Source organism: Paraburkholderia sp. BR13444 (genome assembly GCF_040948755.1).
Taxonomy (GTDB): domain Bacteria; phylum Pseudomonadota; class Gammaproteobacteria; order Burkholderiales; family Burkholderiaceae; genus Paraburkholderia; species Paraburkholderia youngii.
In genome coordinates this window covers 179,534-192,576 of record NZ_JBFPKM010000010.1, presented here as the reverse complement: position 1 = coordinate 192,576, position 13,043 = coordinate 179,534, and the positions used below count along the sequence as shown (strand labels likewise).

12 protein-coding genes and 1 tRNA gene are annotated in these 13,043 nt (G+C 65.1%); 5 read left to right on the top strand and 8 right to left on the bottom strand.

Annotated features, from left to right (window positions below):
• Positions 1-2: 2 nt before the first annotated feature.
• A complete protein-coding gene (gatA, locus tag AB3X95_RS26625; protein ID WP_368622969.1) occupies positions 3-1,490 on the bottom strand; it encodes an Asp-tRNA(Asn)/Glu-tRNA(Gln) amidotransferase subunit GatA in 1,488 nt (495 codons plus the stop codon).
• Positions 1,491-1,647: 157 nt separating this feature from the next.
• Positions 1,648-1,947: an Asp-tRNA(Asn)/Glu-tRNA(Gln) amidotransferase subunit GatC gene (gene gatC, locus AB3X95_RS26620; protein ID WP_176109825.1), complete on the bottom strand. Its 300-nt coding sequence runs from the start codon at positions 1,945-1,947 to the stop codon at positions 1,648-1,650.
• Positions 1,948-2,320: 373 nt separating this feature from the next.
• Between gatC and AB3X95_RS26615 the strand changes: the two genes are divergently transcribed.
• The 5 genes from AB3X95_RS26615 to rodA all read left to right on the top strand — a co-directional run bounded on the left by AB3X95_RS26615 (position 2,321) and on the right by rodA (position 8,808).
• The gene (locus AB3X95_RS26615) at positions 2,321-3,364 is read left to right on the top strand and encodes a rod shape-determining protein (RefSeq protein ID WP_004189550.1); all 1,044 of its coding nucleotides are present in this window, start codon (positions 2,321-2,323) and stop codon (positions 3,362-3,364) included.
• Positions 3,365-3,518: 154 nt separating this feature from the next.
• Entirely contained in the window at positions 3,519-4,685 is a 1,167-nt protein-coding gene (mreC, locus tag AB3X95_RS26610; RefSeq protein ID WP_368622968.1) for a rod shape-determining protein MreC, read from the top strand.
• Positions 4,682-5,194 carry a rod shape-determining protein MreD gene (gene mreD, locus AB3X95_RS26605; RefSeq protein ID WP_176109827.1) on the top strand — a complete coding sequence of 171 codons (513 nt, stop codon included), beginning with the start codon at positions 4,682-4,684 and terminating at the stop codon, positions 5,192-5,194. The genes mreC and mreD overlap by 4 nt, the downstream gene beginning before the upstream one ends.
• 79 nt (positions 5,195-5,273) lie before the next feature.
• The gene (mrdA, locus tag AB3X95_RS26600) at positions 5,274-7,649 is read left to right on the top strand and encodes a penicillin-binding protein 2 (RefSeq protein WP_176367368.1); all 2,376 of its coding nucleotides are present in this window, start codon (positions 5,274-5,276) and stop codon (positions 7,647-7,649) included.
• 10 nt (positions 7,650-7,659) lie between these two features.
• Positions 7,660-8,808, top strand: a complete 1,149-nt coding sequence (gene rodA, locus AB3X95_RS26595) for a rod shape-determining protein RodA (protein ID WP_176109829.1) — start codon at positions 7,660-7,662, stop codon at positions 8,806-8,808.
• Between the two features lie 80 nt (positions 8,809-8,888).
• On the opposite strand, the gene AB3X95_RS26590 is transcribed toward rodA, so the two are convergent.
• The 6 genes from AB3X95_RS26590 to AB3X95_RS26565 all read right to left on the bottom strand — a co-directional run bounded on the left by AB3X95_RS26590 (position 8,889) and on the right by AB3X95_RS26565 (position 12,952).
• Complete coding sequence (locus AB3X95_RS26590) at positions 8,889-9,626, bottom strand: tetratricopeptide repeat protein (protein ID WP_184226150.1); 738 nt, start codon at positions 9,624-9,626, stop codon at positions 8,889-8,891.
• Positions 9,623-10,405, bottom strand: coding sequence for an HpcH/HpaI aldolase/citrate lyase family protein (locus AB3X95_RS26585; protein ID WP_176380653.1), 783 nt, complete (start codon positions 10,403-10,405; stop codon positions 9,623-9,625). The genes AB3X95_RS26590 and AB3X95_RS26585 overlap by 4 nt, the downstream gene beginning before the upstream one ends.
• 204 nt (positions 10,406-10,609) lie before the next feature.
• A complete protein-coding gene (queD, locus tag AB3X95_RS26580; RefSeq protein WP_026228977.1) occupies positions 10,610-11,053 on the bottom strand; it encodes a 6-carboxytetrahydropterin synthase QueD in 444 nt (147 codons plus the stop codon).
• A gap of 9 nt (positions 11,054-11,062) precedes the next feature.
• Positions 11,063-11,695: a 7-carboxy-7-deazaguanine synthase gene (gene queE, locus AB3X95_RS26575; RefSeq protein WP_368622967.1), complete on the bottom strand. Its 633-nt coding sequence runs from the start codon at positions 11,693-11,695 to the stop codon at positions 11,063-11,065.
• Positions 11,696-11,749: 54 nt separating this feature from the next.
• Positions 11,750-12,481 carry a 7-cyano-7-deazaguanine synthase QueC gene (gene queC, locus AB3X95_RS26570; RefSeq protein ID WP_176122360.1) on the bottom strand — a complete coding sequence of 244 codons (732 nt, stop codon included), beginning with the start codon at positions 12,479-12,481 and terminating at the stop codon, positions 11,750-11,752.
• 395 nt (positions 12,482-12,876) lie between these two features.
• A tRNA-Phe gene (locus AB3X95_RS26565) sits at positions 12,877-12,952 on the bottom strand.
• Positions 12,953-13,043 lie beyond the last annotated feature (91 nt).

Here is a 13,043-nt window from a genome sequence, read left to right as displayed (position 1 = left end):
GCTCACACTCCTGCCGGTGCCTGACGGTGCCAGTCGGTGGCGCGCTGGAACGCGTCGGCCACCTGAAGCATCCGGGCTTCATTGAAATAGTTGCCGATGATCTGCAGACCGACCGGGCGCTGCGCATTCGCGCCCGCGCCGAAACCGCACGGCACGCTCATGCCCGGCAGGCCGGCGAGGCTCACCGACAACGTGTAGATGTCGGCCAGATACATCTGCACCGGGTCGTCGCCCTTCGCGCCGATGTCCCATGCCACCGACGGCGCGACCGGTCCCATGATCACGTCGCACTGCTTGAACGCTTCCTGGAAGTCCTGCGCGATGATGCGGCGGATCTTCTGCGCCTGCAGGTAGTACGCGTCGTAGTAGCCGTGCGACAGCACGTAGGTGCCGACCAGAATGCGGCGCTTCACTTCGGGGCCGAAGCCTTCGGCGCGCGACTTCTTGTACATGTCGAGCAGATCGCGGTACTCGGCCGCGCGGTGGCCGAAGCGCACGCCGTCGAAACGCGACAGGTTCGACGAGGCTTCGGCCGGCGCGATCACGTAGTAGACCGGGATCGACAGTTCGGTTTTCGGCAGAGACACCTCGACGAGCGTCGCGCCGAGCGCTTCGTATTGCTTCAGAGCGGCGTCGATCGACGCGCGCACGTCGTCGGCGAGACCGGCGCCGAAGTACTCCTTCGGCAGGCCGATGCGCAGGCCGTCGAGCAGCTTGTCCGCGCCGCCGTCCCGCCACGACTTGCCGAGGTAGCGCGTGTAGTCCTCGTGCTCGTGCGACAGGCTCGTCGAGTCGCGCTCGTCGAAGCCGGCCATCGCGTTGAGCAGCGTAGCGCAGTCCGCGGCGCTTTGCGCCATCGGGCCGCCCTGATCGAGCGACGACGCGAACGCGATCATGCCGTAGCGCGACACGCGGCCGTACGTCGGCTTGATGCCGGTGATGCCCGAGAACGACGCCGGCTGGCGGATCGAGCCGCCGGTGTCGGTGCCGGTTGCGGCGGGCGCGAGACGCGCGGCCACGGCGGCCGCCGAGCCGCCCGACGATCCGCCCGGCACGGCCTTGCGGTCCCACGGATTCTGCACGGCCCCGAAGTACGAATTCTCGTTGGACGAGCCCATCGCGAACTCGTCCATGTTGGTTTTGCCCACGCACACCATGCCGGCGTTCTGCAGACGCGCGACCACGGTCGCGTCGAACGGACTTTCATAGTTCGCGAGCATCTTCGAGCCGGCCGTGGAGCGCCAGCCCTTCGTGACGAACACGTCCTTGTGCGCGATCGGCAGGCCGACGAGCGGGCCGGCGTGGCCGGTGTGCAGCAGCGCGTCGGCGGCTTTCGCCTGCGCGAGCGTCAGTTCGGGATCGACCTGGATGAACGCGTTCAGGCTGTTGGCCGCGTCGATCCGCTTCAGGTACAACTGCGCCAGTTCGACTGCGGAGCATTCCTTGGCCGCGAGCGCGGCGCGCAGTTCGGTCAAACTTTTTTCATGCATTGCGTTTTATCCTGGAAAGCGCGGCAGCGTGGTCACGCTGCCGTGGAGGCGTTCGGTTGCCCGTCGGCAGACGGCCCGGCACGGCTCGCGGCGAAGCCGCGCGCCTGCGCACGAAAGGCTCGTGCCGGCGCCGGGCCCGGGGTCTGACCGACGGGTCTTATTCGATCACCTTCGGCACGAGGTACAGGCCGTCTTGAACGGCCGGCGCGGGGCGCTGGAAAGCCTCGCGCTCGACCGTCTCGCTGACGGCGTCGTCACGCAGACGCAGCGCGACGTCTTCGATCTGCTCGATCGGGTGGGCAAGCGGGGCGATGCCGGTGGTATCGACCGCCTGCATCTGCTCGACGAGTCCGAAAAAATCATTGAGCTGGGCACGCGTGTGCTCGGCGTCGGAATCGGCCAGTTCGAGCCGCGCGAGATGCGCGATGCGTTTTACATCGGTCAGGGTCAGAGCCATGCAATCACCGGAGAGGGTGGAATGTCACTACAGTTAAAAAGTCGCGCTTTAACAGCGGGTTACGACAAGATAGGACAATCTAAAAAAAGGAGCGGCAACGGCAAAATGTACGCTCCGTTTCCTTCAAAACATCCAAAATTATAAGGTATGATTACGCGTTCGACCCAAACCCGGACCGACTTACCAAGGCCTTACGGACAATTCAAAGAACGTCCGGCGTTTTCCGCCCTGGCTTTGCAACGGCCTCCGGTAGACTCCCCCGCGGCTTCAAGTTCATGTGGCGTCGCTACCGCCCGGTTGAAGCTGTTATTTATTCCGCTGCCGTCCTACGCATACGGTGCGAGGCCCGGCCCCCAGCGAGACAGGATTTTGAATGTTCGGTTTTTTGCGCAGCTACTTCTCCAACGATCTGGCCATTGACCTCGGCACCGCCAACACGCTTATCTACATGCGCGGCAAGGGCATCGTTCTCGACGAACCGTCGGTCGTGTCGATCCGCCAGGAAGGCGGCCCGAACGGCAAGAAGACCATTCAGGCAGTCGGCAAGGAAGCCAAGCAGATGCTCGGCAAGGTGCCGGGCAACATCGAGGCGATCCGCCCGATGAAAGACGGCGTGATCGCCGACTTCACCGTCACCGAGCAGATGATCAAGCAGTTCATCAAGACTGCTCACGAATCACGCATGTTCTCGCCGTCGCCGCGCATCATCATCTGCGTGCCGTGCGGTTCGACCCAGGTCGAGCGCCGTGCAATCAAGGAAGCCGCGCATGGCGCGGGCGCCTCGCAGGTGTATCTGATCGAAGAGCCGATGGCCGCCGCGATCGGCGCGGGCCTGCCGGTGTCGGAAGCAACGGGTTCGATGGTCGTCGACATCGGCGGCGGCACGACCGAAGTCGGCGTGATCTCGCTCGGCGGCATCGTGTACAAGGGCTCGGTGCGCGTCGGCGGTGACAAATTCGACGAAGCGATCGTCAACTACATCCGCCGCAACTACGGCATGCTGATCGGCGAGCAGACCGCCGAAGCCATCAAGAAGGAAATCGGCTCCGCGTTCCCGGGCTCCGAAGTCAAGGAAATGGAAGTGAAGGGCCGCAATCTGTCGGAAGGCATTCCGCGCAGCTTCACGATCTCCAGCAACGAAATCCTCGAAGCGCTGACCGATCCGCTGAACCAGATCGTGTCGTCGGTGAAGATCGCACTGGAACAAACGCCGCCGGAACTCGGCGCGGACATCGCCGAGCGTGGCATGATGCTGACCGGCGGCGGCGCGCTGCTGCGCGATCTCGACCGACTGCTCGCCGAAGAAACCGGCCTGCCGGTGCTCGTCGCCGAAGATCCGCTGACTTGCGTCGTGCGCGGCTCGGGCATGGCGCTCGAGCGCATGGACAAGCTCGGCAGCATTTTCTCGTACGAGTAAGCGAGCCTTCCTCCCATGTCAGCAGCGCGGATCTGGCACACGGCCCCTTGCGGGCCGCTTTGTCGTTGGCTGGGCCGACCAGCCTCCGCGCGCTGAACGCGCTTGCCTAGCGCGCCGCCGTCTCACCCAACCGCTCACGCCCCCGGCGCCGACCATGGAATACAGTCCGCCGCCCCTATTCAAGCAAGGCCCCTCCGCTCTCGCGCGACTGGTGTTCTTCGTCGTGCTGGCGCTCGTCCTGCTGATCTCCGACGCCCGCTTCCAGACGCTCGAAATCGTCCGCGGCGTGCTCGGCGCGGGTCTTTATCCGTTGCAGCGCGCGGCGCTCGTGCCGCGCGACATCTTCATGGGCGCCGCCGACCTCGCCGTGACGAGCGCCACGCTGCGCAACGAAAACGCGAAGCTGCGCGAGAAGGACCTGCAGCTGTCGCAGCAGGCCAACACGGCCGCGTCGCTCGCTGCCGAAAACAGTCATCTGCGCGCACTGATGCAACTGTCGCAGCAGCTGACCACGCAATCGCTTCCCGCCGAAATCCAGTACGACACGCGCGATCCGTTCACGCAGAAGGTCGTGATCGGACGCGGCGCGCAGCAAGGCATCCAGAACGGCTCGCCGGTCGTCGACGAGGACGGCGTGATCGGCCAGGTCACACGGGTGTTTCCGCTGCAGGCCGAAGTCACGCTGCTGACGGACAAGGACCAGGCGGTGCCGGTCGAAATTCTGCGCACCGGCTTGCGCAGCGTGATCTACGGCACGCCGAAGGGCGACACGCTCGATCTGCGCTTCGTGCCGATCAGCGCCGACGTGCAGACCGGCGACGAGCTCGTCACCAGCGGTCTCGACGGCGTGTATCCGCCGGGGCTGCCGGTCGCGAAGGTCGTGCGCGTCGACAGGCAGGCCGACACCGCGTTTGCCCGCGTGGTCAGTCTGCCGGTCGCGGCGGTGCGCGGCGCGCGTCAGGTGCTGGTGCTGCACGTCCAGAACACCGCGCCGCCGCGCCCGGCCGACGAGCCCGACGCGGCGACCGTCGCGAAAGAAGCGAAAGCGAAGAAGGGCGCCAAAGCCGCGGAAGGCAAGGGCGCGGCGGACAAATCCGCGGCCGCCAAGTCGGCCGACAAGAACACCGCCGACAAAGCCGCGGCCGAAAAGCCGGCAGCCAAATCCACGGAGAAGGCGCCGGCCAAACCCAGCGCCGACAAGAAGTCCGAAAAACCCGCCGCCGACAAGAAGTCCGAAAAGCCCGCAGCCGACCGAAAAGCCGACAAACCGGCCGCCGCGAAGAACGCGAAGCCGCAAGCCGAGCCGGGGGCTCAGCCATGAATCGCCCGCAATACATCCTGCAGCCAGTCAACCCGTACTTCATCGCGTTCAGCCTCGCCTCCGCGTTCCTGCTGAACCTGATGCCGTGGGGGCGTCTCGCCGGCGTGCCCGATTTCGTCGCGCTCGTGTTGCTGTTCTGGAATGTGCATCAGCCGCGCAAGGTCGGCATGGGCATCGCGTTTTTTCTCGGCCTGCTGATGGACGTGCACAACGCGAGCCTGCTCGGCGAGCACGCGCTCGCCTACACGCTGCTGTCGTACGGCGCGATCACGATTCACCGCCGCGTGCTGTGGATGTCGCTCGGCGTGCAAACCTTCGCGGTGATGCCGCTACTCGTCGTCGCGCAACTGGTGCCGTTCGTGATCCGGTTGTTGACCGGTGCGGCGTTTCCGGGCTGGAGTTATCTGATCGACGGTTTCGTCGAAGCCGCGCTGTGGCCGCTCGCGAGCATCTTGCTGCTGATGCCGCAGCGCCGCCCCGCCGACCCGGACGATACCCGCCCCATTTGAACCCGCATCGGGCCCACCGCCCGCAGCCAGTTTGGGCGCACACTCTTGATGGCCGCATGCCGGCCTTTTGCAGAATCGCATGACCGAATTCAAGGACACTCAACAGCAGCTCACGAAATTCCGCCTGCGCGTCGCGGCGGCGGGCCTGTTCGTGTTCGTCTGCTTCGGGCTGATTGGCTTTCGCTTCCTGTTCCTGCAGGTCTGGCACTACAGCAAGTACTCGCTGCAGGCCGATGAAAACCGCATCTCCGTCGCGCCGATCGTGCCGAACCGCGGCATCATCACCGACCGCAACGGCGTCGTGCTCGCAAAGAACTACTCGGCCTACACGCTCGAAATCACACCGTCGAAGCTGAACGACACGCTCGATAACGTCGTCGACAACCTCGCTACGGTAGTCTCGATCGACGCGCGCGACCGCCGCCGCTTCAAGAAGCTGCAGGAAGACTCGAAGAACTTCGAAAGTCTGCCGATCCGCACGCGCCTGACCGACGACGAAGTCGCGCGCTTCACCGCGCAGCGCTTCCGTTTCCCCGGCGTCGAAGTGCGCGCGCGGCTGTTCCGTCAGTACCCGCTCGGGCCGACCGCCGCGCACGTGATCGGCTACATCGGACGGATTTCGCAGCGCGACCAGGACCGCATCGACGACGCCAGCGATCAGAACGACAGCGATCCGGACCACTACGATCCGCGTCTGGACGCGAACAACTACAAGGGAACCGATTACATCGGCAAGATCGGCGTCGAGCAGAGTTACGAAACCGAGCTGCACGGCCAGACCGGCTTCGAGGAAGTCGAGGTGACGGCGGGCGGCCGCCCGGTGCGCACGCTGTCGCGCACCCAGGCGACGCCGGGCAACAACCTCGTGCTGTCGCTCGACATCGGCCTTCAGCAGGTCGCCGAGCAGGCGTTCGCCGGACGTCGCGGCGCGCTCGTGGCGATCGAGCCGTCCACCGGCGACGTGCTCGCGTTCGTGTCGGCGCCGAGCTTCGACCCGAATTCATTCGTCGACGGCATCGACCAGCAGACCTGGGACGAGCTGAACAACTCGCCCGACCATCCGCTGCTGAACCGGCCGCTACACGGCACCTACCCACCGGGCTCGACCTACAAGCCGTTCATGGCGCTCGCCGCGCTGTCGCTGCACAAGCGCACGCCGAGCTGGGGCTTCCAGGACCCCGGCTACTACACGTTCGGCGGTCACACGTTCCGCAACGACGTGCGCTCGGGCCAGGGTTGGGTGGACATGAACCGTGCGATCGTCGTGTCGAACGACACGTACTTCTACATGCTCGCGCACGATCTCGGCGTCAACAACATCGCGAACTTCATGAAACCGTGGGGTTTCGGGCAGATCACCGGCATCGACATCGCCGGCGAAGCGAAGGGCATCCTGCCGTCGACCGACTGGAAGCGCCACGCGTACCGCAAACCCGAGCAGCAGAAGTGGTACGAAGGCGAGACGGTCAGCCTCGGCATCGGCCAGGGCTACAACTCGTTCACGATCCTGCAGCTCGCGCATGCCACCGCAACGCTCGCGAACAACGGCGTCGTGATGAAGCCGCACCTCGTGCGCGACATCGAGAATCCGATCACGAAGGACACGCGGCCGGTGGTGCGCGACCCGAGTGACAGGATCGCGGTCAAGCAGCAGGACATCGACTTCATCAAGCATGCGATGGAAGGCGTGATCACGAACGGCACGGCGGCCAAGGTGTTCACCGGCGCGGCGTACCAGGCGGCAGGCAAGACCGGTACCGCGCAGGTGTACTCGCTGCAAGGCGCGAACTACAAGGGTCACGCGATCGCTGAGAATTTGCGCGATCACGCGCTGTTCATCGCGTTCGCGCCCGTCGAGCAACCGAAGATCGCGCTCGCGCTGATCGTCGAAAACGGCGGCTGGGGCGCGGAGGCGGCCGGTCCGATCGCGCGCAGGGTGCTCGACTATTACCTGGTCGGCAAGAACAAGCCCGGCGTGGTCGAAGCAGCCGTCGCGGCAGCGGCATCGAACACCGTCGAAGCGTCCGCGCCACAGGTCGGTGAGACGCCGGCGCAGCATGAGGGCGCCCAGCCGCTCAGGATTGCGGCGGGCTTCAAGGCACTGCCGGTGCCGGGGGCGGCGGCTGCCGCGGCGGCCTCGGGTGCGTCGGCGGCTGTTGCGGCTTCGGGCGCGAACGGCGCGTCGGTGCCGGTGGCGGCATCGGCTGGCGCGGCGGCAACGGTGCCGGCCAGCGCACCGGCAGCGGTTTCAGCCAGTGCGGCGCGGGCGGCGTCGGCGGCCAGGGCGGCATCGGCTTTGGCCGCGGCAAAGAAATCCGCGTCGCGTACGTCCGACGCCCCGCACAAACCCCGTCCGGCCAGCGAGCCGGCGCCGAGCGTCGCGGCCCCATCGCGCGAGGACAGCGTCCAGGGCGCGTCACCGCGCCAGCCCGCCACCGGCGGTATCGACGAATAAGGAGAAAGGCATGCAATTCGACAAGCGCGCCTGGCTCGACCGCATCAAGCGGATGTTCGCGGGCTTCGACCGTCCGCTCGCCCTGATCGTTTTTCTGCTGCTGTGCGTTGGCATCGTCACGCTGTACAGCGCGAGTCTCGATATGCCGGGCCGCGTCGAAGACCAGTTGCGCAACATCCTGCTCACCTTCGTGCTGATGTGGGGGCTCGCCAATGTGCCGCCCAACACGCTGATGCGCTTCGCGGTCCCGCTCTACACGTTCGGGATCGCGTTACTGGTCGCGGTCGCGATGTTCGGTCTCACGCGCAAGGGCGCGAAGCGCTGGATCAACGTCGGCGTGGTGATCCAGCCATCGGAAATCCTGAAGATCGCGACACCGCTGATGCTCGCCTGGTACTACCAGCGCCGCGAAGGCGTGATGCGCTGGTACGACTACCTGGTCGGCTTCGCGATCCTCATCGTGCCGGTCGGCCTGATCGCGAAGCAGCCCGACCTCGGCACGGCCGTACTCGTGTTCGCCGCCGGCCTGTTCGTGATTTACTTCGCGGGGCTGAGTTTCAAGCTGATCGTGCCGGTGCTGATCGCAGGCGTGATCGCGGTTGTGTCGATCGCGGCGTTCCAGGACAAGATCTGTCAGCCCGAAGTGCAGTGGCCGCTGATGCACGACTATCAGAAGCACCGTATCTGCACGCTGCTCGATCCGACCTCGGACCCGCTCGGCAAAGGCTTCCACACGATTCAGGCGGTGATAGCGATCGGTTCGGGCGGCCCGCTCGGCAAGGGCTGGCTGAAGGGCACGCAAGCGCATCTGGAGTTCATCCCCGAAAAGCACACCGACTTCATCTTCGCGGTGTTTTCGGAAGAGTTCGGATTGGCGGGCGGGATCGTGCTGCTCACGCTGTACATGCTATTGATCGCGCGCGGGCTCTACATCGCGGCAAATGGCGCGACCTTGTTCGGGCGATTATTGGCCGGCTCGTTGACGATGGCGTTCTTCACGTACGCGTTCGTCAATATCGGCATGGTGAGCGGGATTTTGCCGGTGGTCGGCGTGCCGTTGCCGTTCATGAGTTACGGTGGCACCGCGCTGACCACGTTGGGTGTCGCGACCGGGCTGATCATGAGTGTCGCGCGACAGAAGCGGTTGATGCAGAGCTAAGCGTCGCTTGCGGCACGCAGCAATCGAAAATGCAAAAAGGGCGCTCGTTGCGAGCGCCCTTTTGCTTGATTGCTGCCTCATTACTGCGGCTTCACTTCCTTCTGATCGCGCAACTGCGCGCTCAACTGCTGATACTTCAGGCGCGCGGCCGGATCGCCCTGTGCCGCCGCCGCCGCGTAATACGCGCGCGCCACATTCAGATTCCGGTCGACACCATCGCCGCCGCGTTCGTAGAACGAGCCGGTCACATACTGCGCGGTCATGTCACCGCCCTGCGCCGCCTTCTTGTACCAGACGAACGCCTGCTTGTTGTCGCGCTCGGTACCACGTCCGTCGAGGAACTGATTCGCGAGCGCGAGTTCCGCCTGCACATGCCCCTGTGCAGCGGCCTTCATGAACCAGCGATGCGCCTCCACCGGGTCGCGCTCGACGAACTCGCCATCGTCGTACATCTTGCCGTACACGTATTGCGCGTGCGACATGTTCGCGTCGGCGGCCTTGCGCAGCCACTTCTTGCCTTCGTCGACGTTGACCGGCGTGCCTTCGCCGTTGAGCAGCATCATCGCGTAGTTGAATTGGGCGAGCCGGCTGCCGCGCTCGGCGGCCTCGCGGAATTCGGTCAGCGCAGCGGCGAGGTTGCCGGCGTTGTAATCGGCCACTGCGGATTGCGTCTGCGGATCGTTCGACCTGGCGACGTGATCCTGTGCGTACGCGGCGCTCCACGCGGTACTCGCGAGCAGCGCCGCCGCCGTGATGGTCACTTGCGCGGTCGCCCGCGCAATCCTCGGCCCGGCGCCCCCCTGCACTCTGCCGTTCATGACCTCACCTCCTGTAATGCCTGGCGCGTCGCGCGCAACATCCAGATCACGTCGGCGGCCAGCGCCACGAAGCGAAAGCCCGCGTCGCGATGCTGCCGCGCGCCGGCCACGTCCATCGCGAAGATGCCGGCGGCAATGCCGGCTTGGTCGGCCGCGCTGACGATGCGCGCCATCGCCGCCTGCACGTCCGCGTGCTTCGCGTCGCCGAGGTGACCGAGGCTCGCGGCCAGATCAGCCGGCCCGACGAACACGCAGTCGACGCCCGGCGTCGCCGCGATCTGCTCGACCTCGCGCAAGCCGCGCGCCGATTCGATCTGCACAATCGTCGCGATCTGTGCGTTGGCCGTCTGCACGTAGTCGCGCCGCATGCCGTAGCCGGCCGCACGCACGACGCCCGCGACACCGCGCAGGCCGTCGAGCGCCTCCGCGGTCGGATATTGGGTGAGCCGCACGGCGCGTGCCGCGTCTTCAGCGGATTCGATGTTCGGGAACATCAGCGTGCGCGCGCCGGCGTCGAGCACGCGCTTGACGAGCCACGGCTCGCTCGCGGGCACGCGCACCACCGGCTCGCTCGGCAAATGGGCGGCGGCGATCGCGCGCAATTGCGACTCGACGCCGCCGCTATCGTTCGGCGCGTGCTCCATGTCGATCAGCAGCCAGTCGAAGCCGGCGTGCGCGAGCGCTTCGGCGGCGGCCTCGCTGCCGAGCGACAACCACAGCCCGAACAGCGGCGCGTTGTCCTTCAGACGTTGTTTGAGGGAGTTGGTGAAGGTGCTCATCGGCTGGCCTCGCGCAGGTTTGCGATGCGAAGCGGGGCCAGATAGCGAATCAGGCAGGCACCGGGGCGCTGACGGCCTCGATGCCTGCTGCGACGCGATGCGGTGACCGGCATGTCTCGCTCCGTGTGTTGGTCGGAACGATCATACCGTGACAATAACGCGAGAGTTCGCGCGCGCGGCGGGGGTGTGGATTCAGGCGGGAAGCTAGTCGCGGACCACGTCGGCCCAGCAGTTCGGCGTCTCGTACAGACGCACTTTATGCAAGCGCAGGTTCACGCCGTAGTGCGCGTCGTAGACGTTCGCGAGGATATCGAATGCAATCGCGGCGAGGTTTTCGACCGTGGGAATGCGATCGATCACGACCGTCTTGTGACCCGCCATGCTGTCGAGAAAGCCACGCACCTGCGTGTCGCCTTCGTAGACGAGAAACGCGTGGTCCCACTTGTCGACCAGGTGCTCGTTTGCGAGCGACTTCACGTCGGCGAAATCCATCACCATGCCGCGGTCGGGCGCGCCTTCGGTGTCGACCAGATCGCCTTGCAGCGTGATTTCGAGCACATAGCGATGGCCGTGCAGATTACGGCACTGGCTGCGGTGATCGGGGATGCGGTGGCCCGCGTCGAATTCGAGTTTTCGGGTAATCGTCAGCACGGCAAATCAGGGAATGTTCAGATACTTGTGAGTCTGCATCGACAGGCGCCACTGCGGATGACGCTTGCACCAGTCGATCGCGAGCTTCGTGTTGATGTCGCGCGACGGACCGTCCATCGGCTGGACGAGGAAATACTCGAAGTCGAGCTTCGCGTAGTCGGCGAGGCGCTGGTTGTCCTGCGGGATCACGACCTTCAGTTCGTTGCCCTTCGTCACGACGAGCGGCGCGTCGGCCTTCGGGCTCACGCAGATCCAGTCGATCGTGTCGAGCACCGGCAGCGAGCCGTTGGTCTCGATCGCGATCTCGAAGCCGGCCGCGTGCAGCGCGTCGACGAGCGGCGGATCGATCTGCAGCATCGGCTCGCCGCCGGTGCACACGACGAAGCGTTCGCCCTCGCCTTGCGGCCATTGCGACGCGATCATCGCGACGAGTTCGTCAGGTTTGCGGTACTTGCCGCCGTTCTCTCCGTCAGTGCCGACGAAGTCGGTGTCGCAGAAACGGCAGACGGCTTCCGCGCGATCCTCTTCGCGGCCCGACCACAGATTGCAGCCTGCAAAACGGCAGAACACGGCCGGCCGCCCGGCATTCGCGCCCTCGCCCTGCAACGTGTAGAAGATTTCCTTGACCGCGTACGTCATGCTGCTTTCTGTCCTGTGTTCCTGAATCAATGATGCGCGCTCTTGCGCGAACCGTCACACGGGCTCGGTGACTTTCTCACCGGCGAGGTAAGCCTCATAGCCACGTTTGCGCAACCGGCATGCCGGGCATTCGCCGCAGCCGAAGCCCCATGAATGCAGTTCGGCGCGTTCGCCGAGGTAGCAAGTGTGGGTCTCGACGCGCACCAGTTCGACCAGTGCGTCGCCGCCGAGCTCGTGCGCGAGACGCCAAGTGTCGGCCTTGTCGAGCCACATTAGCGGTGTCTCCAGCGCAAAACGCTTGTCCATGCCGAGATTCAGCGCAACCTGCAACGCCTTCATCGTGTCGTCGCGGCAATCGGGGTAGCCCGAGAAGTCCGTCTCGCACATCCCGCCGACCAGCACCTGCAAACCGCGCCGATACGCGATGGCCGCGGCGATCGTCATGAACATCAGATTGCGGCCCGGCACGAACGTGTTCGGCAACCCATTGGCCGTGGCTTCGATCTCGATCTCGCGCGTCATCGCGGTGTCGCTGATCGCGCCGAGCAGCGACAGGTCGATCGTGTGATCGTCGCCGAGACGATCGGCCCACGCCGGAAACGCACGCGCGACGGCCTGACGGAACCCCTCTCGGCATTCGAGCTCGACCCGATGACGCTGACCATAGTCGAAGCCGATCGTTTCGACCGTGTCGTAACGATCGAGCGCCCATGCGAGACATGTGGCGGAATCCTGGCCGCCGGAAAACAGCACGAGCGCGCTACGCTTAGCGTCTTTGCGGATCACCGTGATACTCCGTGAATGAGAGCGCCACGTCGCGCTGCGCGAGATGCGCTATGCGAGCAACGCGGCGCGACGTGTGCCGGCATTGTGCCGGCCCAAAGCAGTATAGGTCGCGCGTTGCGCGTGAACGTGGCTGGGCGCTTATACCGCCGATCGTCGGGCGAAGGATTGGGTGCTTCGGTGCGATACGCTCGGCACCGCATTCGCGCGGTATACGACCGCGTGCGACGCCTGCATGCAAGTCCTTGAACTGGCGCGATTTTATCACGCGACACCGAATGTCACCGACGCCTGTTGTCCTACGCGTCGCGGCTCCAACTGCATGGCGAGCCAAAGTGACGACTTGTCCGCCAAACGGAAAAGCCCCAGGAATCTTGCGATTTCCTGGGGCTGAATCCTGGTGGCCTGGGGCGGAATCGAACCACCGACACGCGGATTTTCAATCCGCTGCTCTACCAACTGAGCTACCGGGCCAACGAAGAACGAAACTATATCAAGCGATCTGCAGTTCAGCAAGCCCTTTCATAAAAAATATTGCCGGGCCGCGTTTGCATGCAACAGGTGG

Excerpts from the sequence above, each read along its gene's own strand:
- rodA (WP_176109829.1), top strand. The coding sequence starts at position 7,660 with ATGCAATTCGACAAGCGCGCCTGGCTCGACCGCATCAAGCGGATGTTC.
- mrdA (WP_176367368.1), top strand. The coding sequence starts at position 5,274 with ATGACCGAATTCAAGGACACTCAACAGCAGCTCACGAAATTCCGCCTG.
- queE (WP_368622967.1), bottom strand. The coding sequence starts at position 11,695 with ATGACGTACGCGGTCAAGGAAATCTTCTACACGTTGCAGGGCGAGGGC.
- mreD (WP_176109827.1), top strand. The coding sequence starts at position 4,682 with ATGAATCGCCCGCAATACATCCTGCAGCCAGTCAACCCGTACTTCATC.
- AB3X95_RS26615 (WP_004189550.1), top strand. The coding sequence starts at position 2,321 with ATGTTCGGTTTTTTGCGCAGCTACTTCTCCAACGATCTGGCCATTGAC.
- gatA (WP_368622969.1), bottom strand. The coding sequence starts at position 1,490 with ATGCATGAAAAAAGTTTGACCGAACTGCGCGCCGCGCTCGCGGCCAAG.
- gatC (WP_176109825.1), bottom strand. The coding sequence starts at position 1,947 with ATGGCTCTGACCCTGACCGATGTAAAACGCATCGCGCATCTCGCGCGG.
- AB3X95_RS26590 (WP_184226150.1), bottom strand. The coding sequence starts at position 9,626 with ATGAACGGCAGAGTGCAGGGGGGCGCCGGGCCGAGGATTGCGCGGGCG.
- AB3X95_RS26585 (WP_176380653.1), bottom strand. The coding sequence starts at position 10,405 with ATGAGCACCTTCACCAACTCCCTCAAACAACGTCTGAAGGACAACGCG.
- mreC (WP_368622968.1), top strand. The coding sequence starts at position 3,519 with ATGGAATACAGTCCGCCGCCCCTATTCAAGCAAGGCCCCTCCGCTCTC.